The organism is Streptomyces sp. NPDC091280 (assembly GCF_044768565.1).
Taxonomy (GTDB): domain Bacteria; phylum Actinomycetota; class Actinomycetes; order Streptomycetales; family Streptomycetaceae; genus Streptomyces.
The window spans coordinates 113,742-138,302 of sequence record NZ_JBIVUZ010000011.1 but is presented as its reverse complement, the minus strand read 5'-3'; the positions used below and the strand labels follow the sequence as shown (position 1 = coordinate 138,302).

Annotated in this window: 28 protein-coding genes; 7 read left to right on the top strand and 21 right to left on the bottom strand. The window is 72.2% G+C overall.

The window, feature by feature from the left end; genetic code table 11:
* The 5 genes from ACIQPR_RS31305 to ACIQPR_RS31285 are packed head-to-tail and all read left to right on the top strand — an operon-like array spanning position 1 to position 5,411.
* Entirely contained in the window at positions 1-1,167 is a 1,167-nt protein-coding gene (locus ACIQPR_RS31305) for an ADP-ribosylglycohydrolase family protein (RefSeq protein WP_403655083.1), read from the top strand.
* Positions 1,155-2,516 carry an ADP-ribosylglycohydrolase family protein gene (locus tag ACIQPR_RS31300; protein WP_403655081.1) on the top strand — a complete coding sequence of 454 codons (1,362 nt, stop codon included), beginning with the start codon at positions 1,155-1,157 and terminating at the stop codon, positions 2,514-2,516. The genes ACIQPR_RS31305 and ACIQPR_RS31300 overlap by 13 nt, the downstream gene beginning before the upstream one ends.
* Entirely contained in the window at positions 2,513-3,406 is an 894-nt protein-coding gene (gene rbsK / locus ACIQPR_RS31295) for a ribokinase (RefSeq protein WP_403655079.1), read from the top strand. Before ACIQPR_RS31300 ends, rbsK begins: the two co-directional genes overlap by 4 nt.
* Positions 3,403-4,602: a CaiB/BaiF CoA transferase family protein gene (locus ACIQPR_RS31290; protein ID WP_403655077.1), complete on the top strand. Its 1,200-nt coding sequence runs from the start codon at positions 3,403-3,405 to the stop codon at positions 4,600-4,602. Before rbsK ends, ACIQPR_RS31290 begins: the two co-directional genes overlap by 4 nt.
* Complete coding sequence (locus ACIQPR_RS31285) at positions 4,599-5,411, top strand: HpcH/HpaI aldolase/citrate lyase family protein (RefSeq protein ID WP_403655075.1); 813 nt, start codon at positions 4,599-4,601, stop codon at positions 5,409-5,411. Before ACIQPR_RS31290 ends, ACIQPR_RS31285 begins: the two co-directional genes overlap by 4 nt.
* Before the next feature lie 58 nt (positions 5,412-5,469).
* Here ACIQPR_RS31285 and lgt read toward each other — a convergent pair whose 3' ends face one another.
* The 11 genes from lgt to hisI all read right to left on the bottom strand — a co-directional run bounded on the left by lgt (position 5,470) and on the right by hisI (position 14,343).
* Positions 5,470-6,444: a prolipoprotein diacylglyceryl transferase gene (lgt, locus tag ACIQPR_RS31280; protein ID WP_403655073.1), complete on the bottom strand. Its 975-nt coding sequence runs from the start codon at positions 6,442-6,444 to the stop codon at positions 5,470-5,472.
* Positions 6,445-6,547: 103 nt separating this feature from the next.
* On the bottom strand, positions 6,548-7,327 hold the full coding sequence (locus ACIQPR_RS31275) for a DsbA family protein (RefSeq protein ID WP_403655071.1): 780 nt from the start codon (positions 7,325-7,327) through the stop codon (positions 6,548-6,550).
* A 122-nt stretch (positions 7,328-7,449) separates the two neighbouring features.
* The gene (trpA, locus tag ACIQPR_RS31270; protein ID WP_403655069.1) at positions 7,450-8,265 is read right to left on the bottom strand and encodes a tryptophan synthase subunit alpha; all 816 of its coding nucleotides are present in this window, start codon (positions 8,263-8,265) and stop codon (positions 7,450-7,452) included.
* On the bottom strand, positions 8,262-9,551 hold the full coding sequence (trpB, locus tag ACIQPR_RS31265; protein WP_403655067.1) for a tryptophan synthase subunit beta: 1,290 nt from the start codon (positions 9,549-9,551) through the stop codon (positions 8,262-8,264). The genes trpA and trpB overlap by 4 nt, the downstream gene beginning before the upstream one ends.
* A 58-nt stretch (positions 9,552-9,609) precedes the next feature.
* Positions 9,610-9,852 (bottom strand): tryptophan biosynthesis modulator TrpM, encoded by a 243-nt coding sequence (gene trpM / locus ACIQPR_RS31260; protein ID WP_403655065.1) that lies wholly within the window; start codon positions 9,850-9,852, stop codon positions 9,610-9,612.
* Between the two features lie 22 nt (positions 9,853-9,874).
* A complete protein-coding gene (gene trpC, locus ACIQPR_RS31255) occupies positions 9,875-10,684 on the bottom strand; it encodes an indole-3-glycerol phosphate synthase TrpC (protein ID WP_352183724.1) in 810 nt (269 codons plus the stop codon).
* 126 nt (positions 10,685-10,810) lie between these two features.
* Positions 10,811-11,266: a DUF2752 domain-containing protein gene (locus ACIQPR_RS31250; RefSeq protein WP_403655063.1), complete on the bottom strand. Its 456-nt coding sequence runs from the start codon at positions 11,264-11,266 to the stop codon at positions 10,811-10,813.
* A 100-nt stretch (positions 11,267-11,366) separates the two neighbouring features.
* On the bottom strand, positions 11,367-11,615 hold the full coding sequence (locus ACIQPR_RS31245; protein ID WP_403655061.1) for an HGxxPAAW family protein: 249 nt from the start codon (positions 11,613-11,615) through the stop codon (positions 11,367-11,369).
* A 133-nt stretch (positions 11,616-11,748) separates the two neighbouring features.
* Positions 11,749-12,390, bottom strand: coding sequence for a TIGR02234 family membrane protein (locus ACIQPR_RS31240; RefSeq protein ID WP_403655059.1), 642 nt, complete (start codon positions 12,388-12,390; stop codon positions 11,749-11,751).
* Positions 12,391-12,442: 52 nt separating this feature from the next.
* The gene (locus tag ACIQPR_RS31235) at positions 12,443-13,921 is read right to left on the bottom strand and encodes an anthranilate synthase component I (RefSeq protein ID WP_403655057.1); all 1,479 of its coding nucleotides are present in this window, start codon (positions 13,919-13,921) and stop codon (positions 12,443-12,445) included.
* 11 nt (positions 13,922-13,932) lie between these two features.
* Entirely contained in the window at positions 13,933-14,343 is a 411-nt protein-coding gene (hisI, locus tag ACIQPR_RS31230; protein WP_403655055.1) for a phosphoribosyl-AMP cyclohydrolase, read from the bottom strand.
* Between the two features lie 82 nt (positions 14,344-14,425).
* On the opposite strand from hisI, the gene ACIQPR_RS31225 reads away from it, so the two are divergent.
* Positions 14,426-15,061, top strand: a complete 636-nt coding sequence (locus ACIQPR_RS31225; RefSeq protein WP_317887796.1) for a TIGR03085 family metal-binding protein — start codon at positions 14,426-14,428, stop codon at positions 15,059-15,061.
* A 6-nt stretch (positions 15,062-15,067) separates the two neighbouring features.
* Here ACIQPR_RS31225 and ACIQPR_RS31220 read toward each other — a convergent pair whose 3' ends face one another.
* The 10 genes from ACIQPR_RS31220 to hisD all read right to left on the bottom strand — a co-directional run bounded on the left by ACIQPR_RS31220 (position 15,068) and on the right by hisD (position 22,753).
* On the bottom strand, positions 15,068-16,306 hold the full coding sequence (locus tag ACIQPR_RS31220; protein ID WP_403655053.1) for an MFS transporter: 1,239 nt from the start codon (positions 16,304-16,306) through the stop codon (positions 15,068-15,070).
* A 22-nt stretch (positions 16,307-16,328) separates the two neighbouring features.
* Complete coding sequence (locus ACIQPR_RS31215) at positions 16,329-16,934, bottom strand: ArsR/SmtB family transcription factor (protein ID WP_403655051.1); 606 nt, start codon at positions 16,932-16,934, stop codon at positions 16,329-16,331.
* Between the two features lie 125 nt (positions 16,935-17,059).
* Entirely contained in the window at positions 17,060-17,815 is a 756-nt protein-coding gene (gene hisF, locus ACIQPR_RS31210; protein WP_403655049.1) for an imidazole glycerol phosphate synthase subunit HisF, read from the bottom strand.
* On the bottom strand, positions 17,812-18,210 hold the full coding sequence (locus ACIQPR_RS31205) for a RidA family protein (protein ID WP_403655047.1): 399 nt from the start codon (positions 18,208-18,210) through the stop codon (positions 17,812-17,814). The genes hisF and ACIQPR_RS31205 overlap by 4 nt, the downstream gene beginning before the upstream one ends.
* The gene (gene priA / locus ACIQPR_RS31200; protein ID WP_403655045.1) at positions 18,207-18,932 is read right to left on the bottom strand and encodes a bifunctional 1-(5-phosphoribosyl)-5-((5-phosphoribosylamino)methylideneamino)imidazole-4-carboxamide isomerase/phosphoribosylanthranilate isomerase PriA; all 726 of its coding nucleotides are present in this window, start codon (positions 18,930-18,932) and stop codon (positions 18,207-18,209) included. Before priA ends, ACIQPR_RS31205 begins: the two co-directional genes overlap by 4 nt.
* A gap of 3 nt (positions 18,933-18,935) precedes the next feature.
* A complete protein-coding gene (hisH, locus tag ACIQPR_RS31195; protein WP_403655043.1) occupies positions 18,936-19,583 on the bottom strand; it encodes an imidazole glycerol phosphate synthase subunit HisH in 648 nt (215 codons plus the stop codon).
* Positions 19,574-19,738, bottom strand: coding sequence for a hypothetical protein (locus ACIQPR_RS31190; RefSeq protein WP_403655041.1), 165 nt, complete (start codon positions 19,736-19,738; stop codon positions 19,574-19,576). Before ACIQPR_RS31190 ends, hisH begins: the two co-directional genes overlap by 10 nt.
* On the bottom strand, positions 19,735-20,328 hold the full coding sequence (hisB, locus tag ACIQPR_RS31185) for an imidazoleglycerol-phosphate dehydratase HisB (protein WP_043675308.1): 594 nt from the start codon (positions 20,326-20,328) through the stop codon (positions 19,735-19,737). The genes ACIQPR_RS31190 and hisB overlap by 4 nt, the downstream gene beginning before the upstream one ends.
* Positions 20,325-21,434, bottom strand: coding sequence for a histidinol-phosphate transaminase (locus ACIQPR_RS31180; protein ID WP_403655039.1), 1,110 nt, complete (start codon positions 21,432-21,434; stop codon positions 20,325-20,327). Before ACIQPR_RS31180 ends, hisB begins: the two co-directional genes overlap by 4 nt.
* A complete protein-coding gene (hisD, locus tag ACIQPR_RS31175) occupies positions 21,431-22,753 on the bottom strand; it encodes a histidinol dehydrogenase (RefSeq protein WP_403655037.1) in 1,323 nt (440 codons plus the stop codon). Before hisD ends, ACIQPR_RS31180 begins: the two co-directional genes overlap by 4 nt.
* 171 nt (positions 22,754-22,924) lie before the next feature.
* On the opposite strand from hisD, the gene ACIQPR_RS31170 reads away from it, so the two are divergent.
* Positions 22,925-24,502 (top strand): oxidoreductase, encoded by a 1,578-nt coding sequence (locus ACIQPR_RS31170; protein WP_403655035.1) that lies wholly within the window; start codon positions 22,925-22,927, stop codon positions 24,500-24,502.
* Positions 24,503-24,561: the final 59 nt, after the last annotated feature.

Genomic DNA, 24,561 nt, shown 5'->3' with positions numbered 1-24,561 from the left:
ATGACGCCCAAAGAACCAGAAAGCAGCCTTGAGGAGAGGATCGCCGGAGCCCTCGTGGGCGCCGCGGTCGGCGACGCCCTCGGCGGTCCCGTCGAGGGCTACTCCCCCGACCAGATCCTCGAACGCCACGGCGGTCGTGTGCACGGCGTCGTCGGCCCCTGGAACGGCGACGCGTGGCGCACCGCCCGCCCCATCGCGCCGTACCACAAGGGCGACGGCCACGTCACCGACGACACCTTGATGACCCATGCTCTGGTACGGGTCTACGCGACCGTCCGCGACCACCTCGACGCCTACTCCGTCGCCGACCACCTGGTCCCCGACCTGATCACGAACCCGCGCTGGATCCCGGAGTTGGAGGCGGAGGCCATCCCGCTCCAGCGGATCTTCCTGGCCGAGAAGTGGCTCGCGACCCGGCTCCACTACGGCCATGTCGACCCCCGCGAGGCCGGCGTCGGCAACATCGTCAACTGCGGTGCCGCGATGTACATGGCGCCGGTCGGCCTGGTCAACGCGGCGCATCCCGCCGGGGCTTACGCCGAGGCCATCGACATCGCGGGCGCCCACCAGTCGTCGTACGGCCGTGAGGCGGCCGGTGTCTTTGCGGCGGCCGTCGCCGCGGCCTGCGCACCGGGCGCGACCCCCGACTCGGTGGTGACGGCCTGTCTCGCCCTGGCGAAGGACGGCACCCGCACCGCCATCGAGAAGGTCTGCGAAGTGGCCGCCCGGTACTCGGACTTCGAGTCGGCGCTGGCTCCGCTGCGGGAGGCGGTCGCGCCGTACGACACGGTGGGCCCCGTCTACCGCTCCCCCTCCCTGGACGCCCGCCGCCCGTCCCGCACCCGGGCGATCGAGGAACTCCCGGTCGCGCTGGGCATGTTGGTGGTCTCCGGCGGCGACTACCGGCACGCGGTGCTGGGTTCGGTGAACTACGGCCGGGACTGCGACTCGATCGCGACGATGGCGGGCGCGGTGGCCGGGGCCCTCGGTTCGCCGGTTCCACAGGACTGGTCGAAGACGGTCGCCGAGGCCAGCCGCCTGGACCTGTGGGAACCCGCGGCCACGCTCACCGCCGTGACCCGCGAGGTGTTCGCACGCGACGTCCGCCGACGCCGGGCGCACGAGGCCGCGTTCACCGGGATCGGAGGGGAGCGGTGCTCCGACTGACCTGGGTCCAGCCGGAGGACCTGCTCGGCCACGAACTGCGCCAGGCCGTCCAGGACGGGCGCGAGCCCTCGGCCATCGCGGCCCGCTGGCGGGCGGCGGGCGGTGCGCAGGCCCCGGACCGGACCGGCGCGTCCGCGCGACCGGCCTCCCGCTACCTCCGGCTGCTCGCCGAGGACCTGCTCGACGAACTCGCCGACCTGCCCAGCCGGTTGGCGGACCAGGAGCCGACGGACCTCGCGAGGATCAGGGCCCTGTGCCCCGACTGGCCCGCCCCGCAGGCCGCTTCCCCGCCCCGCCCGGCCACCCTTCAGGCCGCCTGGCTGGGCCGGGCCGTGGGCTGTCTCCTCGGCAAACCGGTCGAGAAGATCACCCTGGACGGCATCCGCCGACTCGCCCAGGTGACGGGCAACTGGCCCCTGGACGGCTACTTCACCGCCCGGGGCGTCCCCGCCGAACTCCTCGCCGCCCACCCCTGGAACCGCCGCTCCGCCCCCACCTCCCTCGCCGAGAACATCGACGGCATGCCCGAGGACGACGACCTCAACTACCCTTTACTGAACCTTCTGTTGCTGCAACGCCACGGCAAGGACTTCACCACCGACGACGTGGCGAAGCTCTGGCTGGACGAACTCCCCGCGGGCCGCACCTTCACCGCCGAACGCGTCGCCTACCGCAATCTGCTCTCCGGCCTCGAACCCCCGCGAACGGCCCGCCACCGCAACCCGTTCCGCGAGTGGATCGGCGCCCTGATCCGCGCCGACGTGCACGGCTGGACCAACCCCGGGGACCCGGGCGCGGCGGCCGAACAGGCCCACCGCGACGCCACCCTCACCCACACCGCGAACGGCGTCTACGCGGCGATGTTCACGGCGGCCGTCATCGCGGTCGCGGCCACCGGCACCCAGGACGTCCACGGCTGTCTGCGCACCGGCCTGACGGTCGTACCGCCCGCCTCCCGCCTCGCCGGGGCCGTCCGGCACGCCCTCCAACTGGCCCGGAGACACCGGGACTTCGACACCGTCGTGGACGAACTGCACGCCACCCACGCCCGCACCCACCACTGGGTCCACGCGATCCCCAACACCGCGCTGATCGTCGCCGCCCTCACCCACGCGGACGGCGACTTCACCGGCTCCGTCTGCCGTGCGGTCTCCGGCGGCCTCGACACCGACTCCAACGGCGCCACGGCCGGCTCGGTCTCCGCCCTGCTCGCGGGCACCCCGGCCGCGCTCCCCGACCGCTGGACGGCCCCCCTCAAGAACCGACTCGCCACCTCCGTAGGCGACTTCAACGGCATCGGCTTCGACACCCTCGCCCGGCTCACCCACCAGGAGACCGCCCGCCCATGACCCTCATCGCCGTGCTCGGCAGCACGAACATGGACCTCGTCGCCTACGTCACGAAGGCCCCGGGGCGCGGAGAGACCGTGACGGGACGGGAGTTCCGCACGATCCCCGGCGGCAAGGGCGCCAACCAGGCCATCGCCGCGGCCCACGCGGGCGCCGACGTGACCATCGTCGGAGCGGTCGGCGACGACGCCTACGGGGCACAACTCCGGTCCACCTTCGAGCACTCCGGCGTCGACACCGACCATCTGCGCACCGTCCGGGGCCCGTCCGGGACCGCGCACATCGTGGTGGACGACGAGGGCGGCAACGCGATCGTGGTGATCCCCGCCGCCAACGGCACCGTCGACCATCTCGCCCCCGGCGACGAGGCCCTGATCGCCTCCGCCGACGCCCTCCTCCTCCAACTGGAGATCCCCCTCGCCGCGGTCGTCGCGGGCGCCGAGGCGGCCCGCCGGCACGGTGTGCGGACCATCCTCACCCCCGCACCCGCGCAACCCCTGCCACCCGAACTCCTCGCCGCCACCGACCTGTTGGTGCCCAACGAGCACGAGGCCCGCGCCCTCACCGGCCGCGCCGACCCGCGCGAGGCGGCGGCCGTCCTGCTCGGCCAGGTGCCCGAGGTGATCGTCACCCTGGGCGCGGCGGGCAGTCTGTACGCGGCCCGGGGCGCCGAGCCGTTCACCGTCCCCGCGCCGCGGGTGACCGCCGTGGACTCGACGGGCGCGGGCGACACCTTCGTCGGCGCGCTCGCGGTCGCCCTCGCCGAGGGGCGCCCGACACGGGACGCGCTGGGCTGGGCGGCAGCGGCGGCGGCCCTCTCCGTCCAGCGGCCGGGGGCGACGGCCTCGATGCCCTACCGCGCGGAGATCGACAAGCAGTACGCCTCATGACCGAGCCGACCACAACTCCCCTGTCCGGCCTGCGCGTTCTCGACCTGGCGACACTCTTCGCCGGGCCGCTGGCCGCCACCATGCTCGGCGACTTCGGCGCCGAGGTCATCAAGGTCGAGCACCCGGCGAAGCCCGACCCGTCCCGGGGCCACGGCCCCTCCAAGGACGGTGTCGGCCTGTGGTGGAAGCTGCTGGGCCGCAACAAGCGGGCCATCACGCTCGATCTGTCGAAGCCGGGCGGGCGCGCCACCCTGCTCCGCCTCGCGGCCACCGCCGACGTCGTCATCGAGAACTTCCGTCCCGGCACCCTGGAGAAATGGGACCTCGGCTGGGCCGAACTCTCCGCCGCCAACCCGAGGTTGGTGCTCGCCCGGGTCACCGCGTTCGGCCAGTTCGGGCCCTACGCGCATCGTCCCGGCTTCGGCACCCTCGCCGAGGCGATGAGCGGCTTCGCCGCGATCACCGGCGAACCGGACACACCCCCGACGCTCCCGCCGTTCGGCCTCGCCGACTCGATCGCGGGCCTGGCGACGGCGTACGCGGTGATGACGGCCCTCGCGGCCCGGGACCGCACGGGCGAAGGCCAGGTGGTGGACATGGCGATCATCGAGCCCATCCTGACCGCGCTCGGCCCCCAGCCCCTCTGGTACGACCAGCTCGGTCACGTCCAGCCGCGCACCGGCAACCGCTCGCAGAACAACGCCCCGCGCAACACCTACCGTACGGCGGACGGCAGTTGGGTCGCCGTCTCCACCTCGGCGCAGTCGATCGCCGAGCGCGTGATGCGCCTGGTGGGCCGCCCGGAGCTGATCGACGAACCGTGGTTCGCGACGGGCGCGGACCGGGCCCGGCACGCCGACGTCCTCGACGCGGCGGTCGGGGACTGGATCGCACGGCACACCCGCGCGGAGGTCCTGGCCGCCTTCGAGAAGGCGGAGGCGGCCGTGGCCCCGATCCAGGACGTACGGGACGTGATGACGGACCCGCAGTACCAGGCCCTGGACACGATCACCACCGTCGACGACCCCGAACTCGGCCCGCTGCGCATGCAGAACGTCCTCTTCCGTCTCTCCGCCACCCCCGGCGCCATTCGCTGGCCGGGCCGTCCGCACGGCGCCGACACGGACACCGTGCTGACCGAACTCGGCCTGACCGAGGCCGAGTTGACCGCTCTGCGAGAGGCGGGCGCCCTGTGACTCCGTACCCGCTGACCTGGCTGTACGTCCCCGGCGACCGGCCTCAGGTGGTCGCCAAGGCCCTCGTCGCGGGCGCCGACGTGGTCGTGATCGACCTGGAGGACGCCGTCGCCCCCGGCCGCAAGGAGTACGCCCGCGCGGCCACCGCCGAGCTGCTGTCGGAGCCCCGGCCCGGTGTCCACGTCCGCGTGAACGCCCCGGACAGCCCCTGGGCGGCGGACGACCTCAAGGCCCTGACCCCCCTCCCGGGCGTGTCCGGCCTGCGACTGCCGAAGGTGACGTCCGCCGAGGAGGTCGCGGCCGTGGCGGAGAGCACGGGCGGCCTCCCCCTGTTCGCCCTCCTGGAGACGGCCCTCGGCATCGAACGGGCCTTCTCGATCGCCTCCGCGCACCCCGCCCTGCGCGGCATCTCGCTCGGCGAGGCGGATCTACGGGCCGACCTGGGCGTGCGCGAGGACGCGGGGCTCGACTGGTCCCGGTCGCGGGTGGTCGTCGCCGCGCGGGCGGCCGGGCTGGCCCCGCCGCCCCAGTCGGTCCACCCGGACATCCGCGACCTGGAGGGGCTGGCCGCCTCCTGCGCGCACGGCCGGGCCCTGGGCTTCCTGGGGCGGGCGGCGATCCATCCCCGTCAACTCCCGGTCATCGAGCGCGCGTTCCTGCCGACCGACCGTGAACTCGAAGAGGCCGAGACGATCGTCGAGGCGGCCGTGCGGGAGGAGGGCGCCCAGGCGCTGCCGTGCGGGCGGTTCGTCGACGCGGCGATCGTGGCCGCGGCGCGGCGCACGCTCACGTCGGCCCGCCGGACCTGACACACGGCGAGGGCGCCCCGTCGAGCCCGGGGCGCCCTCGTCGTCGTAGAACCGGTCGTCAGCTCTTCTTCGCCGACTCGGGCTCGTCCTTCTTCGTGTCCGCGACCGCCTCTTCGGTTTCCGGGGCGTCTTCCTCGGTCTCCGGGGCGTCGGCCTTGTCGGTCTTCGGGGCCTCCGCCGTGGCCGAGTCGTCGCCGTCGTCCGTGTCCGTCGGCGCTTCCGGCTCGACGACCTCCTCGCGGCCCGGGCGCTTCTTCGCCGAGATGACCATGTAGACCACCGCGAGGACGAAGACGATCATCGCGGTCCAGTCGTTCAACCGCAGGCCCAGGAAGTGGTGGGCGTCGTCGACGCGCATGTACTCGATCCAGCCGCGGCCCACGCAGTACGAGGCGACGTAGAGCGCGAACGCCCGGCCGTGGCCCAGCGTGAAGCGGCGGTCGGCCCAGATGACGAGGAAGCCGACACCGACGCACCACAAAGACTCGTACAGGAAGGTCGGGTGGTAGTAGCCCGGGACCCGGCCGTCCGTCGAGGACGTGATGTGCAGCGCCCAGGGGAGGTGGGTCTCGCGGCCGTACAACTCCTGGTTGAACCAGTTGCCCCAGCGGCCGATGGCCTGGGCGAAGGCGATGCCCGGGGCGAGGGCGTCGGCCCAGGCGGGCAGCGGGATGCCACGGCGGCGGCAGCCGATCCACGCGCCCACCGCGCCGAGCGCGATGGCGCCCCAGATGCCGAGGCCGCCCTGCCACACCTTGAAGGCGTCCACCCAGTCGCGGCCCTCGCTGAAGTACAGCTCGTAGTCCGTGATCACGTGGTACAGGCGACCGCCGACGAGGCCGAACGGCACGGCCCAGACAGCGATGTCGGCCACCGTCCCGACCCTGCCGCCGCGGGCGACCCAGCGTTTGTTGCCGAGCCAGACGGCGACGAAGACGCCGATGATGATGCAGAAGGCGTAGCCGCGCAGCGGAATGGGACCGAGGTGGATCACTCCGCGCGAAGGGCTGGGAATGTAGGCAAGTGTTTCCATGGCAGGGTCGACGCTACCGTGCCGGACCGTGACCGCGGCAAGCGGCCCGGCTACGGCTCCATAACGGGCCGGTGTGAAAACCGGCCCGCCCGCTTACCCCCTGTCATCCCTTGTCGGCGGCCTGGACCAGTTGCTTCAGCTTCGCGGGGGTCATCGTCTGGTCCGCGTAGATGTTCTTGCCGTCGAAGAGGACGGTCGGGGTGCCGGTGAAGCCGCCGGCCGAGAACGCGGCGGCGGACTTGGTGACCCAGCTGTCGTGCGTACCGCTGTTGACGCACTTCTGGAAGGCGGGCGTGTCGAGGCCGCTCACCTTGCCCGCCAGCTCGATCAGCTTGGCGTTGCTGGAGTAGGCGTCGTTGGTCTCCTCGGGCTGGTTCTCGTACAGCACGTCGTGGAAGTCGCGGAACTTTCCGGCGTCCTGGGCGCAGGCCGCCGCGTTGGCCGCGCGCTTGGAGCCGGTGCCGCCGAGGTTGCCGTCGATGATCGTGACCAGGTGGTACTGCACCTTGAGCTGCCCGGAGTCGGTCAGCTCGTGGAGCGTGGAGCGGTACGCCGTCTCGAAGGCCTGGCAGGCCGGGCAGCGGAAGTCCTCCCACACCGTGAGCGTCGGCTTGGCGCTGTCCTTGCCGACCTGGATCGCCAGGCTGTCCTTGCCGGTCGCCCCGGAGGGGGCCACGACCGGGCCCGCGGTCTTGCTGCCGCTGTCGTCCTTGCCGTGGTTCGCGGCGAGCACGCCGATCACCGAGGCCAGGCCCAGCACGCAGACGACGCTCGCGGCCACGATCAGCGTGCGCCGCCGCCGCTCCGCGGACTTCTGCTTCTCACGCTCTGCCGCCAGCCGCTCGCGGGCGGTGCGCTTTCCGTCACGGTTCTTCTCGCTCACACCCCGCAGAACGAACCGGGGAGGCGCAGCGCGCCTCCCCGGTCCCAGGTCCACCCATACGAGGGACGGTTGTTCCTTTGCCCGACTGTTCCTTTGCCCGACTGTTCCTTCGCGCCGGTGCGCTACGCCTGGCCGCGCACGCCCTTCGCCAGCTCGCCCGCGAGGGCGCGGACCGCCTCGACCCCGGCCGCGTCGTCGGGCGCGTCCAGCATCCGCTTGACGAAGGCCGAGCCGACGATCACGCCGTCCGCGAAGCGGGCCACCTCGGCGGCCTGCCGGGCGTCGGAGACACCGAGGCCGACGCACACGGGCGTGTCGGTGGTGGCCCGGGTACGCTCGACGAGGTCCTGCGCCTGCGCGCCCACCGACTCACGGGTGCCGGTGACGCCCATCAGCGAGGCGGCGTAGACGAAGCCGGTGCCGACCTTGGTGATCTCGGCGAGGCGGGCGTCCTTGCTGCTGGGCGCGACCACGAAGACCGTGGCGAGCCCGTGCTTCTCCGCGTGCTCCCTCCACAGCCCCGCCTCCTGCACCGGCAGGTCGGGCAGGATGCAGCCGGCACCGCCCGCCTCGGCGAGTTCGGCGGTGAAGCGCTCGACGCCGTAGCGGTCGATGGGGTTCCAGTACGTCATGACGAGCACCGGCTTCCCGGTCGCCGCGTGGGCCTCGCGGACCGTGCGCATGACGTCCGCGATCTTGACTCCGCCGCGCAGGGCGATGTCGTCGGCGGTCTGGATGACGGGACCGTCGAGGACGGGGTCGCTGTGCGGCAGGCCCACCTCGACGATGTCGGCGCCGCCGTCGAACACGGCCTTGATCGCCTCGATGCCGCCGTCCACGGTCGGGAACCCGGCCGGGAGGTAGGCGATGAGCGCGGCGCGTCCCTCGGCCCTGGCGGCGGCGAGGGTGTCGCTCAACAGCTGGATGTTGCCGCTCACTTGGCGTCCCCCTCGATCTCGGCGGTGTCGGCCGCGTTGGCCGCGACGGTGGCGTCGGCTTCGGTTTCGTACAGGCCGAAGTAGCGTGCGGCGGTGTCCATGTCCTTGTCGCCGCGCCCGGAGAGGTTGACGACGATCAGGCCGTCCTTGCCCAGCTCCCGGCCGACCTCCAGCGCGCCCGCGAGCGCGTGGGCGCTCTCGATGGCCGGGATGATGCCCTCGGTGCGGGACAGCAGGCGCAGGGCCTGCATGGCCGCGTCGTCGGTGACCGCGCGGTACTCGCCGCGTCCGCTGTCCTTGAGGTAGGAGTGCTCGGGGCCGATGCCGGGGTAGTCCAGTCCGGCCGAGATCGAGTACGGCTCGGTGATCTGGCCCTCCTCGTCCTGGAGGACGTAGGACCGCGAACCGTGCAGGATGCCGGGCTCGCCCGCGGTGAGGGTGGCCGCGTGCTCGCCGGTCTCGACGCCGTGGCCGGCCGGTTCGCAGCCGATGAGGCGTACGCCGGCGTCGGGGATGAAGGCGTGGAACAGGCCGATGGCGTTCGAGCCGCCGCCGACGCAGGCGATGGCCGCGTCGGGCAGGCGTCCGGCGCGCTCCAGGATCTGGCGGCGGGCCTCGACGCCGATCACGCGGTGGAAGTCGCGGACCATGGCGGGGAAGGGGTGCGGGCCGGCGACCGTGCCGAAGAGGTAGTGGGTGCGGTCGACGTTGGCGACCCAGTCGCGGAACGCCTCGTTGATGGCGTCCTTGAGGGTGCGGCTGCCGGACTTCACGGCGATGACCTCGGCGCCGAGCATGCGCATCCGGGCGACGTTCAGCGCCTGGCGCTGGGTGTCGATCTCGCCCATGTAGATGGTGCATTCGAGGCCGAACAGGGCGCAGGCGGTGGCGGTCGCTACGCCGTGCTGGCCGGCGCCGGTCTCCGCGATGACCCGGGTCTTGCCCATGCGCTTGGTGAGCAGGGCCTGACCGAGGACGTTGTTGATCTTGTGGGAGCCGGTGTGGTTCAGGTCCTCGCGCTTGAGGAAGATCCGGGCGCCGCCCGCGTGTTCCGCGAAGCGGGGGACCTCGGTGAACGCGCTGGGCCTGCCGGTGTAGTTGACCAGGAGGTCGTCCAACTCGCGGGCGAACTCGGGGTCGTGCTTGGCCTTGTCGTACTCGACGGCGACCTCGTCCACGGCGGCGACCAGGGCCTCCGGGATGAACTTGCCGCCGAAGGCGCCGAAGTAGCCTTCGGCGGTGGGGACTTGACCCTCGGGGTCGGGAATGAAGAACTCGCTGGGCATGCGGAAACCTCACGGTGGGTTTGTGGAAAAGCACTAAACGCCGTGGGGGCAGGGGGAGTTAGTCGACTGCGCGCCCGTTGGTGCTCGTCGCGCCCGCGCGGCGGTAGCCGCACATCAGATACAGCCCCGCGCCCCTGGTGGGCCGCTGCCATCGCATGCCGTTCACTTGCCCCGGCTCATCTCCGATGACGTACCGCACTCTGCGGCCGTGCACCCGGCGTGCGGGCGCACGGCAACCCCTCGGACGGCAGCCGCGCGCCAGGCGGGCGTACCGGTCCGTGGGAGAGGTCGTCGGAGTCATCGCGGGGAACTCTACCGGGTGATCAGCCGCGGCCGTGGCGCAGTGCCGGGTGTTCGCCCGCCGCCACCAGGTCCGACACCGCGGACTTGGGGTCGCGGCCGGTGACCAGGGACTCGCCGACCAGGACCGCGTCGGCGCCGGCGTTGGCGTAGGCGATGAGGTCGTGGGGGCCGCGGACCCCGGACTCGGCGATCTTGACGATGTGCGCCGGGATCTCGGGGGCCACGCGCTCGAAGGTGCCGCGGTCGACCTCAAGGGTCTTGAGGTTGCGGGCGTTGACGCCGATGATCTTCGCGCCGGCGTCGACCGCGCGGTCGACCTCGTCCTCGTCGTGGACCTCGACGATCGGCGTGAGGCCGATCGACTCGGCGCGCTCGATGAGGGACTCCAGGGCGGGCTGGTCCAGGGCCGCGACGATCAGCAGGGCGAGGTCGGCGCCGTAGGCACGGGCTTCCCAGAGCTGGTACGACGTGACGATGAAGTCCTTGCGCAGGACCGGGATGTCCACCCGCGCGCGGACGGCCTCCAGGTCGGCCAGCGAGCCGCCGAAGCGGCGCTGCTCGGTGAGGACGGAGATGACGGCGGCGCCGCCCGCCTCGTAGTCCGCCGCGAGGCCCGCCGGGTCGGCGATCGCCGCGAGCGCGCCCTTGGAGGGGCTGGAGCGCTTGACCTCGCAGATGACCTTGACGCCGTCGCCGCGCAGGGCCGCGACGCCGTCCTTGGCCGCGGGTGCCTTCGCCGCGCGCTCCTTGAGCTCGTCGAGGCTGACCCGCGCCTGTCGTTCCGCCAGGTCGGCACGGACTCCGTCGATGATCTCGTCGAGCACACTCACGCGAGCGGCCCCCTTCCGGACGGTGGAAAAGCAATGGTCACATCTGACCTCGATGGTATCCGGAGGAAGGCGTAGCCCTCGCATCCGGTTGACGCCGGTCCCACTACCTGGACATCCGCCGGTCGATCAAGGATGTAGCCAGCCACCGAACGGCAGGTTCCGGACAACCGTGAAGACCAGCACCAATGCGCCCAGCGCCCAGAGCGAGCCGCTGCCGAGATCGAGCCGCACCGGCCGGCCGCGCGCCGCGCGGACCACCCAGACGGTCCAAAGGACCATGAAGGCCAGATAGCCCACCACGGCGAGCGCGTTGTCCTGGAGGGCGGCCAGGAAGTCGCCGTGGACGAACTCGTGCGCGCTGCGCAGTCCGCCGCAGCCGGGGCAGTACAGGCCGGTGAAGCGGTACAGGGGGCAGACGGGGTAGTGGCCGGGCTGGTTGGGGTCGACCGTGCCGACGTAGGCGAAGGCTCCGGCGACGGCCGCCAGGACGCCCGCGGGGACGGCCACGCGATTCAGCGCGGAGGCGGAACCGGGGGCGCGGGTGTTCGGTGTGGTCCGGCTGTCGGCGTTCACGTCTCGCATTGTGCCCCCTGGGCCCTCGGTGCGGCACGCGCGCGTGAGGGGCGGTCCCCGGTGGATCCGGGACCGCCCCTCCACGAAGTGGTGACCGACAGCGGCAGGTTCAGCTGTCGGCGTGCGCGGTCTTGCCGAGCAGCTCGGTCAGGTCCTGGGGACGGTCCTTGGGCATGCCCATACCCATCGAGCTCATGACCCAGCCGACGATGCCGCCGATGACCACGATGCCCATACCGGCCCAGAAGCCGGCCGGCTGCGCCATGACCATGAAGGCGCCCGCGACCAAGAACCCGATGAAGACAATGGTGGTACCGGTCCAGGCGGCCAAAGTGTGACCGTGGCTGTTGCCCGCCATGACGTGCTCCTCGTTGCTGTGTGCGTGTGTGAGCAGACGCTCACGGTTCATTGTTCCGCACGCGTGCGGATGCGGTGCTTCGGGGTGGGGCACTCGCGCGTCGGCGGAGCCCTCGGTGGCGCCCTCGGTGGGGCTACGCCCCTGTGGGGTCCTCGCCGCGGTCGAGGGCCTTCCAGATGTCCTCGGGGCGGTCGGGGTCGACCACGGGGGCGCGGCGGGGACGGGGCGCGCCGTTGCGCTCGTAGCGGCCGGACATCGCGGGCCAGCGGCGGCCGTAGAACAGGGCGAGCAGGCCGGCCAGCAGGATCAGGGCGCCGCCGACCGCGGCCACGTAGGGCCAGGCGGTGTGGTCGAAGGCGTGCACGGCGGACGAGGTGCCGCCGGAGGCCTGGGTGGCCTTGTCGTCGAGCGCGGAGCTGTCTCCGGCGCCCAGCAGGGCGGCGACGACGATGCCCGCGCCGGAGAGCGCGAGGAGGGCGGAGACCGCGAAGCGGCCCGTCCGGCGGACCGCGAAGACGGCGACGAGCGCGGCGAGTCCCACTATGGCGAGCGCCGCGGGCACGCCCGTGACGTCGCTGCCCTTGGCGGACAGCGGGAACGGGTCGCCCGCCACCGTCGCGATCCCCTCCGACCAGCGCTGACGGGTGGCCAGCAGCGCCACGGCCGCGCCGAGCGCACCGCTCATCAGCGCCACGGCGAGGCTGCGGCGGCCGGCGCGCGCGGGGCCGTCGCCTTCGGAACGGGGGTGCGGAACAGCAGCAGTCACGTGGTCCACTATCGCTCGAACCCCGGGCGAACCGTCACCCGGGGTTCATATGACCCTCGTCCTATTGCCCGAGCCGGTTCGCCGTGTGCACCGCGCGCAGGACCGCCGCCGCCTTGTTGCGGCACTCCTGGTCCTCCAGGTCCGGGTCCGAGTCGGCGACGATCCCCGCGCCCGCCTGGACGTAGGCCGTGCCGCCGCGCAGGAGGGCCGTACGGATGGCGATGGCGGTGTCGGAGTCGCCCGCGAAGTCGAGGTAGCCGACGCAGCCGCCGTACAACCCCCTTCTGGAGGGCTCCAGTTCGTCGATGATCTGCATCGCGCGGGGCTTGGGCGCGCCGGAGAGGGTGCCGGCCGGGAAGCAGGCCGTGAGGACGTCGAAGGCGGTGCGGCCGGGGGCGACGCGGCCGGTGACCGTGGAGACGATGTGCATCACGTGGGAGTAGCGCTCGACCGACATGAAGTCGACGACCTCGACCGAGCCGGGCTCGCAGACGCGTCCCAGATCGTTACGGCCGAGGTCGACCAGCATGAGGTGTTCGGCGCGCTCCTTGGGGTCGGCGAGGAGTTCGTCGGCGAGGGCCTGGTCCTCCTGCGGGCCGGCGCCGCGGTGCCGGGTGCCGGCGATGGGGTGGACCATCGCGCGGCCGTCCTCGACCTTGACGAGCGCCTCGGGGGACGAGCCGACCACGTCGAAGCCGTCGAAGCGGAACAGGTACATGTACGGCGACGGGTTGGTCGCCCGCAGCACCCGGTACACGTCCAACGCGCTTGCCGTGCACGGGGTTTCGAAGCGCTGGGAGGGGACGACCTGGAAGGCCTCGCCCGCGCGGATGCGCTCCTTGATGTCCTCGACGGCCTCCTTGAAGTCGGGGCCGCCCCACAGCGCGGTGTACTCGGGGAGTTCGGAGGGCGGGAGCTGGGCGGGCGGCTGGGCGACCGCGCGGGAGAGGTCCGCCTCCATGGCGTCGAGGCGGGCCACCGCGTCGGCGTGGGCCTCGTCGACGCCGGTGTCGAGGTCGTTGTGGTTGATCGCGTTGGCGATCAGCAGGACCGAGCCCTCCCAGTGGTCCATCACGGCGAGGTCGCTGGTGAGGAGCATGGTCAGCTCGGGCAGCCGGAGGTCGTCCCGCTCCCCCGCGCCGATCTTCTCCAGGCGGCGCACGATGTCGTAGCCGAGATAGCCGACCATGCCGCCGGTGAAGGGCGGCAGGCCCTCCTGGTGCGGGGTGTGCAGGGTCTCGACGGTGGCGCGCAGGGCGGCGAGGGGGTCGCCGTCGACCGGGACGCCGACGGGCGGGGTGCCGAGCCAGTGGGCCCGGCCGTCGCGGGCGGTGAGGGTCGCGGCGCTGCGGACTCCCACGAACGAGTACCTGGACCAGGAGCGGCCGTTCTCCGCGGACTCCAGGAGGAAGGTGCCGGGGCGCTCCGCGGCGAGCTTGCGGTAGAGCGCGACCGGGGTGTCGCCGTCGGCGAGGAGCTTGCGGGTGACCGGGATGACGCGACGGTCGGTGGCCAGCTTGCGGAACGTGTCGAGGTCCATGGCGGCTGACCCTACTGATCCGAGGCGGCGGTGCCGGAACCGGCGCCGTCCTTGAGGTGCGCCTCTTCGAGGAGCACGTCCGCGTCGAAGCAGGTGCGGGCGCCGGTGTGGCAGGCGGCGCCGATCTGGTCGACCTTCACCAGGACCGTGTCGGCGTCGCAGTCCAGGGCGACGGACCTGACGTGCTGGAAGTGGCCGGAGGTGTCGCCCTTGACCCAGTACTCCCGGCGGCTGCGGGACCAGTAGGTGCAGCGGCCCGTCGTCAGGGTGCGGTGCAGCGCCTCGTCGTCCATCCAGCCGAGCATCAGCACCTCACCGGTGTCGTACTGCTGGGCGATGGCGGGGACGAGCCCGTCGGCGCTCCGCTTGAGGCGGGCGGCGATCTCGGGGTCGAGGCGGTCGGACTGGGGAGCGCTGGTCATGGGGCCATTGTGCCGCGCGGCACCGACAGTCCCGGCCGGTCGTCCACTGTGCGGACCGGACGGGCGGTCGTAGGCTGACGGTATGTCGACCTTCGCCAAGCGTGAACGACTTCTTCTCGCCGACCTGCTGGAGACGACGGGCCCGGACGCCCCGACCCTCTGCGAGGGCTGGCGGACCCGTGATCTGGCCGCGCACGTGGTGGTGCGCGAGCGCCGCGCGGACGCCGCCGGGGGCATCATGATCAAGCAGCTCGCACCGCGCCTGGACCGGGTGATGGCGGAGTTCGCGGCGAAGCCGTACGAGGAGCTGATCCAGCTCATCCGCACCGGCCCGCCGCGCTTCTCGCCGTTCCAGCTCAAGCAGCTCGACGAGGCGTCCAACACGGTCGAGTTCTACGTCCACACCGAGGACGTCCGCCGGGCGCAGGAGGAGTGGACGCCGCGCGAGCTGGACCCGGTGTTCCAGGACGCGCTGTGGTCGCGGCTGGAGCGCATGGCCCGGCTGGTGGGCCGCTCCGCGCCGACCGGGCTGGTGCTGCGCCGGCCGGACGGGCAGACGGCGGTCGCCCACAAGGGGGCGCCGGTGGTGACGGTGACCGGTGAGCCCTCGGAGCTGCTGCTGTTCGCGCACGGGCGGCAGAGCGTGGCCAAGGTGGAGCTGGACGGCGACGAGAACGCGATCGCCAAGCTCCAGGAGGCCAAGCAGCTGGGGATCTGAGCGGGGTCAACCGGGCAGTTCGGCCCGGCGCAGGTCCCGTACGCCGAGAGCGACGACCCCGCCGAGCCCGCAGACCGCCGCGCTGACCACGAACACCGGGCCGGTGCCCCACGCGCCGATCGCCGCCGCCGACAGCGGCATGGTGAGCGGGGCGAGGCCCAGGCTGACCAGGCTGGAGACGGCGGTGACGCGGCCGAGGCAGGCGGGGTCGGAGTGGGTCTGGAGCAGCGCGCCGCACAGCACACCGCTGAGCCCGGCGAGCAGTCCGATGAGCAGGGCGATGCCCACGGCCGCGAGGACTCCCGGGACGTAGGCGAGGGCACCGATGGCGACGCAGCCCGCGACGAGCGAGCCGCCGGCCGACCGCCCGGCGTGCGGAAGCCGGCCCCGGACGGTCAGCACCGTCGAGGCGGTCCCCGCGCCGACTCCGAACCCGGCGAGCACCCATCCCATCCCGGCCGCTCCCCAGCCCCGCTCGTCGGCGAGGAGGGTCAGTCCCACGTTGAGCGGGCCGGTGAACCCCAGGTCGCCGAGGGCGATGGCCAGCATCAGGGGCGCGAGGACCCGGTGGCGGCGGATGTAGTGAAGCCCGGCGGCGAGGTCGCGCCACGGGGTGGTCGTGCCGTCGGCGGCCCTGTCGTCGGGCGGGAGTTCCCGGACCCGTACCGAGATCAGCAGGGGTATCGACACGGCGATCAGGAGCCCGGCGGTCCCGAACGCGGCCACCGCGCCCCCGAACGCCACCGCGAGACCGCCGAGCGGGGCGCCGAGGATCACGGCGAACCGGTACGCGAGGCCTCGCATGCCCTGCACGCGCGCGAGCTGTGCCTTGTCGGTGATCCGCGCGGGCAGCGCGCCCACCGCGGGGACGAAGACGGCGTCCACGGTGCCGAAGACCAGGGCGAGCGCGGCGAGCGGCCACAGCCCGAGGCCGGTGACGAACAGCAGCGCGGCCACGGCGAGTACGGCCGCGCAGCGCACGGCGTCGCTGCCGATGACGACCCGGCGCGGACCGAGGCGGTCGGCGATCACCCCGCCGCCCAGCATGAGCACCGCGCGCGGGAGGGCACTGGCCGACATCACCAGACCGGCCTGCGCCGGGGTGCCGGCCTGTACGGCGGCCCAGGACAGGGCGATGTAGTAGACGCCGTCTCCGGCCATCGACGCCGCGTAGGCGGCCAGCCAGCGCAGGAGGTTGGGGTCGCGGTGAGCGGGTCTGTCAGGGGCTACGAGCGCGGTGGTCAAGGGAGTTGGCCCTCTCGGAGACTCAGACGCGGAACGGGAAGCCGTACGTGTGCACCGCGACGTTCTCGCGGCCCTCGGTGTCACCGGCGGCGACGGCGGCCCGGCTGTTCTCCTGGAACCGGCGCACGACATCGCCCAACTCGGCTGACAGCGCGGCCAGTTCGGCCGGGGTGAGGCGCAGCAGCCACTCGGAGTTGTCGGCGGCCGAGGTCCACGCGTCGCCCCAGTGGGCCCGCTCGTCGAGGTGGCGCCGGTACATGTCGACGCGCTGGTCGAAGAACAGGCGGCTGGCGGCGGTGTGCGCGGCGGCCTTCTCCGGGGCGTCCCGGAAGTCCTCGTCGTGGACGCTCAGGCCGTCCGAGGCGGGCTGCCACCACCGCTCCCGGCCGTCCCCGCTGCGCGGCTCGGCCGCCTCGATCAGGCCGTGCTCGGCGAGCTTGCGCAGGTGGTAGCTGACCAGTGAGACGGCCTCGTCGACCTGGTCGGCGAGCTGGGAGGCGGTCGCCACCTGGGCGATGATCAGCAGCCGGTACAGCTGGGCCCGCAGCGGGTGGGCGATGGCCTTGAGCGTGCCCACGTCCTTGATGCGACGGTCCCTGTCCCTGTGGTCCCTGTCTTTGTCGGTCACTCCTCCAGGCTAGATACGAAAGAAAAGTTGCGCAATATCCCTTGCGTAATATTCCTTGTGCATCTCCGCATGAGTAAGCCCCGACCGCCAGGCGATCGGGGCTTACAGCGCCTCCACGGGAGGGATCACCGCACCGGATGTCCCGCTTCCCGCAACGCCTGCTTGACCTCGCCGATCCGCAGGTCGCCGAAGTGGAAGACGGAGGCCGCCAGCACCGCGTCCGCGCCCGCCGCCACCGCCGGCGCGAAGTCGGCGAGCCTGCCCGCGCCGCCGGAGGCGATCACCGGCACGGTCACGTGCTTGCGGACCGCCGCGATCATCTCCAGGTCGTAGCCGTCCTTGGTGCCGTCCGCGTCCATCGAGTTGAGCAGGATCTCCCCGGCGCCCAACTCGGCGGCCCGGTGCGCCCATTCGACGGCGTCGATGCCGGTGCCCTTACGACCGCCGTGGGTGGTCACCTCGAAGGAGCCGCTCTCGGTCCTGCGCGCGTCCACCGACAGGACCAGCACCTGCCGGCCGAACCGCTCCGCGATCTCCTTGATCAGCTCCGGCCGGTCGATCGCCGCCGTGTTGACGCCGACCTTGTCCGCGCCCGCCCGCAGCAGCTTGTCCACGTCCTCGGCCGTACGGACGCCGCCGCCGACCGTGAGCGGGATGAAGACCTGCTCGGCGGTGCGGCGGACCACGTCGTACGTCGTCTCGCGGTTGCCGGAGGACGCGGTGATGTCCAGGAAGGTCAACTCGTCGGCGCCCTCGGCGTCGTAGACCTTGGCCATCTCGACGGGGTCGCCCGCGTCGCGCAGGTTCTGGAAGTTGACGCCCTTGACGACCCGGCCGTTGTCGACGTCGAGGCAGGGGATCACCCGTACGGCGAGAGTCATGAGGAGCCCTCCGCCCGGTAGGCCTCCACCTCGACCTCGACGACCAGGCTGGGGTCGACGAAGCCGGACACGATGATCATCGAGGCGGCGGGGCGGATCGCGTCGAAGAGTTCCTTGTGCGCGCGGCCCACGTCCTCGACGTCCCGGGCGTGGGTGATGTACATCCGGGTGCGCACCACGTCGGCAGGGCCCAGGCCCAGTCGTCCCAGGGCCGCGAACGCGACGTTGAACGCGTTGACCGTCTGCTCGTAGGGACCGCCCTCGGCGATCTCGCCGTCCACGACGGACGTGCACCCGGAGACCAGCACCAGGCCGTTCGGCAGCTCCACCGCGCGGGAGTAGCCGAAGGCCTCCTCCCAGGGGGCGCCGGTCGTGACGCGTCGTAGCTCGGTCACCGGGCCACCGCCTCCAAGGCCTCTTCCAGGGTGAACGCCTTCGCGTAGAGGGCCTTCCCGACGATGGAGCCCTCGACACCGAGGGGCACCAGTTCGGCGATGGCGCGGAGGTCGTCGAGCGAGGACACCCCGCCGGAGGCCACCACCGGGCGGTCGGTGGCCGCGCAGACGTTGCGCAGCAGCTCCAGGTTGGGGCCCTGAAGGGTGCCGTCCTTGGCGATGTCGGTGACGACGTAGCGGGCGCAGCCCTCGGAGTTGAGGCGCTCCAGCGTCTCGTAGAGGTCGCCGCCGTCGCGGGTCCAGCCGCGGCCCCGGAGGGTCGTGCCGCGTACGTCGAGGCCGACGGCGATCTTGTCGCCGTGCTGGGCGATCACCTTGGCGACCCACTCGGGGGTCTCCAGGGCGGCGGTGCCGAGGTTCACCCGGGTGCAGCCGGTGGCGAGGGCGGCGGCGAGGGTGTCGTCGTCGCGGATGCCGCCGGACAGCTCGACCTTGATGTCCATGGCGCCCGCGACCTCGGCGATGAGCTTGCGGTTGTCGCCGGTGCCGAACGCGGCGTCCAGGTCGACGAGGTGCAGCCACTCGGCGCCGGAGCGCTGCCAGGCGAGGGCGGCCTCCAGGGGGGAGCCGTAGGAGGTCTCGGTCCCGGACTCGCCGTGGACGAGGCGGACGGCCTGGCCGTCGCGGACGTCGACGGCGGGGAGGAGTTCGAGCTTGGCCATGGTCTACAGGGTTCCGATCCAGTTGGTGAGCAGCTGCGCTCCGGCGTCGCCGGACTTCTCGGGGTGGAACTGCGTGGCCCACAGGGCGCCGTTCTCCACGGCGGCCACGAAGGGCTTGCCGTGGGTCGACCAGGTCACCAGGGGGGCGCGCAGCGCCGGGTTGGTGACTTCGAGGGACCAGTCGTGGACGGCGTAGGAGTGCACGAAGTAGAAGCGGGCGTCGGCGTCCAGGCCCGCGAAGAGCCGGGAGCCCGCCGGGGTCTCGACGGTGTTCCAGCCCATGTGGGGCACGATCTCGGCCTGCAAGGGCTCGACCGAGCCGGGCCATTCGTCGAGGCCCTCGGTCTCCACGCCGTGCTCGATGCCGCGCGCGAAGAGGATCTGCATGCCGACGCAGATGCCCATCACGGGGCGTCCGCCGGACAGCCGGCGGCCGACGATCCAGTCGCCGCGCGCCGCGCGCAGGCCCTCCATGCAGGCGGCGAAGGCGCCGACGCCGGGCACCAGCAGCCCGTCCGCGTTCATGGCCTTGTCGTAGTCACGCGTGATCTCGACCTCGGCTCCCGCGCGCGCGAGGGCCCGCTCGGCGGAGCGGACGTTGCCGAAGCCGTAGTCGAAGACGACCACTTTCCTCGCCGGGCTCAATTCCACACCTCCAGCCTCATGACGCCGGCGACCAGGCACAGCGCGGCGGCGATGGAGATCAGCACGATGAGCTGGCGGGGCATCTTCTGCTTGACGAAGGAGTAGACCCCGCCGAGCAGGAAGAGCCCGACGACGATGAGGAGGGTCGACAGGCCGGTCACAGCGCGCCCTTCGTGGAGGGGAGGATGCCGGCCGCGCGCGGGTCGCGCTCGGAGGCGTAGCGCAGGGCGCGCGCGAGGGCCTTGAACTGGCACTCGACGATGTGGTGCGCGTTGCGCCCGTAGGGCACGTGCACGTGCAGCGCGATCTGCGCCTGGGCGACGAAGGACTCCAGGATGTGCCGGGTCATCGTCGTGTCGTACTCGCCGATCATCGGCGCCATGTTCTCGGGCTCGGTGTGCACGAGGTAGGGGCGGCCGGACAGGTCGACGGTCACCTGGGCCAGGGACTCGTCCAGCGGGACCGTGCAGTTGCCGAAGCGGTAGATGCCGACCTTGTCGCCGAGCGCCTGCTTGAAGGCGGCGCCGAGGGCGAGGGCGGTGTCCTCGATGGTGTGGTGCGAGTCGATGTGCAGATCGCCCTCGGTCTTCACGGTGAGGTCGAACAGACCGTGCCGGCCGAGCTGGTCGAGCATGTGGTCGTAGAAGCCGACCCCGGTCGACACGTCGACCTTGCCGTGGCCGTCGAGATCGATCTCGACGAGGACCGACGTCTCCTTGGTCGTCCGCTCCACCCGTCCTACGCGGTTCATGTGCTCTGCTCCTTCATCAACTCACGGACCGCGTCGAGGAACGCGTCGTTCTCTTCGGGGGTTCCGGCGGAGACCCGCAGCCACCCCGGGATGCCGTTGTCCCGGACCAGGACGCCCCGGTCGAGGATCTGCCGCCACGCGGTGTGGGAGTCCGCGAACCGGCCGAACTGCACGAAGTTGGCGTCGGACTCGACGACTTCGCAGCCCAGTGCCCGCAACTCGCCCACCAGCCGGTCCCGTTCGGACTTCAGCTGCTCGACGTACCCGAGGAGGGTGTCGGTGTGCTCCAGGGCGGCCAGCGCGGTCGCCTGGGTGACGGCCGACAAGTGGTAGGGCAGCCGGACGAGTTGGACGGCGTCGACGACCGCCGGGTGCGCGGCGAGATAGCCGAGGCGCAGACCGGCCGCGCCGAACGCCTTCGACATCGTGCGGGAGACGACGAGATTCGGCCGGTCTTCGAGCAGCGGCAGCAGCGAGTCGCCGTGGCTGAACTCGATGTAGGCCTCGTCGACCACGACCATCGAGGGCTTGGCGGCCTGGGCGGCCTCGTACAGCGCGAGGACCGTCCCGGGCGGAACGGCGTTGCCCGTGGGGTTGTTGGGGGTCGTGACGAAGACGACGTCGGGCTTGTGCTCGGCGATCCAGCGCTCGGCGGCCGGCAGGTCGATCGTGAAGTCCGCGTGGCGCGGACCGGAGATCCAGCCCGTCCCGGTGCCGCGCGCGATGAGCGCGTGCATCGAGTACGAGGGCTCGAAGCCGATGGCGGTGCGGCCGGGCCCGCCGAAGGTCTGGAGCAGCTGCTGGAGGACCTCGTTGGAGCCGTTGGCGGCCCAGACGTTGGCCATCCCGACGTGGTGACCCGTCGTGTCCGTCAGGTACTTGGCGAGCTGGGTGCGCAACTCGACCGCGTCCCGGTCCGGGTAGCGGTTGAGGTCGCGGGCGGCCTCGCGGACCCGCTCGGCGATCCGCTCGACCAGGGCCTCGGGCAGCGGGTAGGGGTTCTCGTTGGTGTTCAGCCGTACGGGGACGTCCAACTGGGGCGCGCCGTAAGGGGACTTGCCGCGCAGCTCGTCCCGTACGGGGAGATCGTCGATTCCGAAGCTCACTTGCCGGGCACCTTCCAGCCGAACCTTGCCTTGACCGCCGCGCCGTGCGCGGGCAGGTCCTCCGCCTCCGCCAGCGTCACCACGTGATGCGCCACGTCGGCCAGGGCGTCCTTCGTGTAGTCGACGATGTGGATGCCCCGGAGGAAGGACTGCACGGACAGCCCGGAGGAGTGGCAGGCGCAACCGCCGGTCGGCAGCACGTGGTTGGAGCCGGCCGCGTAGTCGCCGAGGGAGACCGGCGCCCAGGGGCCGACGAAGACCGCGCCCGCGTTCCGCACCCGTTCGGCGACCGCCGTCGCGTCCGCGGTCTGGATCTCCAGGTGCTCGGCGCCGTAGGCGTTCACGACCCGCAGCCCCTCCTCGACACCGTCGACGAGGACGATCGCGGACTGCCGGCCCGCGAGCGCCGGGACGATCCGGTCCTCGATGTGCTTGGTGGCCGCGACCTGCGGTTCGAGTTCCTTCTCGACCGCGTCGGCGAGCGTCACGGAGTCGGTGACCAGGACGGCGGCGGCCAGCGGGTCGTGCTCGGCCTGGCTGATCAGGTCGGCGGCGACGTGCGCCGGGTCGGCGGTCTCGTCGGCGAGGACCGCGATCTCGGTCGGGCCGGCCTCGGTGTCGATGCCGATCTTCCCGGTGAAGTAGCGCTTGGCGGCGGCGACCCAGATGTTGCCGGGGCCGGTGACCATGTCGGCGGGCGCGCAGGACTCGGTGCCGTGGGCGAACATCGCGACGGCGGTGGCGCCACCGGCCGCGTACACCTCGTCGACGCCGAGCAGCGCGCAGGCGGCGAGGATCGTCGGGTGCGGCAGGCCGTCGAACTCGGCCTGCGCGGGCGAGGCGAGCGCGATCGAGGGGACGCCGGCCTCCTGGGCGGGGACCACGTTCATGATCACGGAGGAGGGGTAGACGGAGCGTCCGCCGGGCGCGTAGAGCCCCACCCGGTCCACCGGCACCCACTTCTCGGTGACCGAGCCGCCGGGCACGACCTGCGTCGTGTGCGTCGTACGGCGCTGCTCGCGGTGGACGAGGCGGGCGCGCCGGACGGACTCCTCCAGGGCCGCGCGGACGGCCGGGTCGAGCTGTTCCAGCGCCTGGGCGAGCGCCTCGGCCGGGACGCGTACCGATTCCAGCCGCACCCCGTCGAACTTCTCGGCGAAGTCGATCAGCGCCGCGTCGCCCCGATGATGCACGGCCTCGCAGATCGGCCGCACCTTCTCCAGGGCGGCCGAGACGTCGAAGTCGGCTCGGGGCAGCAGGTCGCGCAGGGCGGGCCCGTCGGGGAGGGCGTCGCCGCGCAGATCGATTCGGGAGATCACAGGGCCAATTCTCTCAGACGGCGATCGAGGCCTGCTCACGCATATCAATGGCTGATACAGACCGTGGCCGGAACCCGGAAGATCCCCTTCACGTCTAGTGTTCCGGGCGTTACGGAGCGGGCATGAACAGCTGTGCGAAACCCGTGAGTAGTCGAGAGGGATGAAACAGCAGTGACCGAGGGTGCCGGCATCCGCGCGGGGGATGTGCCGGACGACGCGAGCGCCGCCGAGGCCGGTATGTGGCAGGCCTTCCGCAACGGCAGCGTGTACGACCTGAGCAGCGGCGACGCCGTCGTCGACGATCCGCACGGCGGACATCCGTGGGGCCCGGAGCGGACGGTACGGGCCCGGTTCGTGTGCTGGCTGCTGCTGGACGGGCCGCCCGCGCTGTCGGGCCGGGTGGCCTCGCTGAAACTGACCGGGGTGCAGATCAGCGGCACCCTGGACCTGGCGGGCGGCACGATCGCCCCGTTCGTCGAGCTGAAGGGCTGCCGCTTCGAGCGGGACGTGCTGCTCCCGGAGGCCCGCTTCCAGACCGTACGGCTGGTGAACTGCTCGGTGCCGCGGCTGGAGGCGGCGCGGGTGCACACGGAGGGCGACCTGCATCTGCCGCGCTGCCGCTTCCACCACGGGGTCCGGCTGACCGACGCGCACATCGGCACCGATCTGCTGCTCAACCAGGCGATCGTCCACCGGGACCGCACGGGCCGCTCCATCGCCGCCGACGGCATGACCGTGGGGCAGGATCTCCAGGCGGAACTCCTCGAATCGCACGGCGAGTTGAGCCTGCGCAGCGCCAAGGTCGGGGTCTCGCTGAGTCTGCGCGGCGCCCGGCTGGCGAACCCGTACTCACGGCTCGCCCTGAACGCGCCGCAGCTGACCGTGGGCCGCACCCTGTACCTCACCCCGGCGGGCGTCGGCGGTCCCTGGCTGAGCGGCACCACGCCCGCGCGCGGGACCCGCATCCAGCGCTTCACGTGCCAGGGCGGGGTGCGCCTGGACGACGGGCGGTTCGGGGACGCGGTGGACCTGGAGCGGGCCCGCTTCACCTTCACCGATGACCAGGAGCTGTCGCTGCTGCGCATCCAGGCGCCCGAACTGCGCTTCCTCGGGGAGCGACCGCAGCGCGGCAAGGTGGTGCTGTCGGGGGCGCGGATCGTCAACCTCATCGACGGCAAGGACAGCTGGCCGGGGCCGGGCAACCTCCACATGGGCGGCTTCGGGTACGAGAACCTCGTACCGCAGGGTCCGTTCCCGCTGGACGCCCGCCTCGACTGGGTGGCCGCCGCGACCGCCGAGTACAACCCGGAGCCGTACGAGCGGCTGGCGACCGTGCTGCGCAACGCCGGGGAGGACGAGGACGCGCGCGAGGTGCTGCTGGCCAAGCAGCGGCGGCGCCGGGAGAGCCTGCCGGTGGCGGCCAAGCTGTGGGGGTTCGCGCAGGACTGGACGGTCGCCTACGGGTACCGGCCGGGCCGGGCCGCCGTATGGATGGCGGTGCTGTGGGCGGCCGGTTCACTGGCCTTCGCGCACGCGGAGCATGTGCCGGTGAACAGCGGCGGGCATCCGCCGTGGAGTCCCGCCCTGTTCGCGCTGGATCTGCTGCTGCCGGTGATCGACCTGGGGCAGGTGGGGCAGTGGCAGTTGCACGGGGGCTGGCAGTGGCTGTCGGTGGTGCTGATCCTGCTGGGCTGGATCCTGGCGACGACGGTGGCGGCGGGCGCGACCCGGCTGCTCAGGCGGGGATAGGCGCCGGTCGCGTACAGCACTCGAACAGGTGAGCAAAAGTCACCTTTTACCTGGGCTTG

Excerpts from the sequence above, each read along its gene's own strand:
- ACIQPR_RS31250 (WP_403655063.1), bottom strand. The coding sequence starts at position 11,266 with ATGCGAGACGTGAACGCCGACAGCCGGACCACACCGAACACCCGCGCC.
- hisI (WP_403655055.1), bottom strand. The coding sequence starts at position 14,343 with ATGACCAGCGCTCCCCAGTCCGACCGCCTCGACCCCGAGATCGCCGCC.
- ACIQPR_RS31290 (WP_403655077.1), top strand. The coding sequence starts at position 3,403 with ATGACCGAGCCGACCACAACTCCCCTGTCCGGCCTGCGCGTTCTCGAC.
- trpM (WP_403655065.1), bottom strand. The coding sequence starts at position 9,852 with ATGACTCCGACGACCTCTCCCACGGACCGGTACGCCCGCCTGGCGCGC.
- ACIQPR_RS31305 (WP_403655083.1), top strand. The coding sequence starts at position 1 with ATGACGCCCAAAGAACCAGAAAGCAGCCTTGAGGAGAGGATCGCCGGA.
- priA (WP_403655045.1), bottom strand. The coding sequence starts at position 18,932 with ATGGCCAAGCTCGAACTCCTCCCCGCCGTCGACGTCCGCGACGGCCAG.
- hisB (WP_043675308.1), bottom strand. The coding sequence starts at position 20,328 with ATGAACCGCGTAGGACGGGTGGAGCGGACGACCAAGGAGACGTCGGTC.
- ACIQPR_RS31245 (WP_403655061.1), bottom strand. The coding sequence starts at position 11,615 with ATGGCGGGCAACAGCCACGGTCACACTTTGGCCGCCTGGACCGGTACC.
- rbsK (WP_403655079.1), top strand. The coding sequence starts at position 2,513 with ATGACCCTCATCGCCGTGCTCGGCAGCACGAACATGGACCTCGTCGCC.
- ACIQPR_RS31225 (WP_317887796.1), top strand. The coding sequence starts at position 14,426 with ATGTCGACCTTCGCCAAGCGTGAACGACTTCTTCTCGCCGACCTGCTG.
- lgt (WP_403655073.1), bottom strand. The coding sequence starts at position 6,444 with ATGGAAACACTTGCCTACATTCCCAGCCCTTCGCGCGGAGTGATCCAC.
- hisF (WP_403655049.1), bottom strand. The coding sequence starts at position 17,815 with ATGACTCTCGCCGTACGGGTGATCCCCTGCCTCGACGTCGACAACGGC.
- ACIQPR_RS31235 (WP_403655057.1), bottom strand. The coding sequence starts at position 13,921 with ATGGACCTCGACACGTTCCGCAAGCTGGCCACCGACCGTCGCGTCATC.
- trpB (WP_403655067.1), bottom strand. The coding sequence starts at position 9,551 with ATGCCCAGCGAGTTCTTCATTCCCGACCCCGAGGGTCAAGTCCCCACC.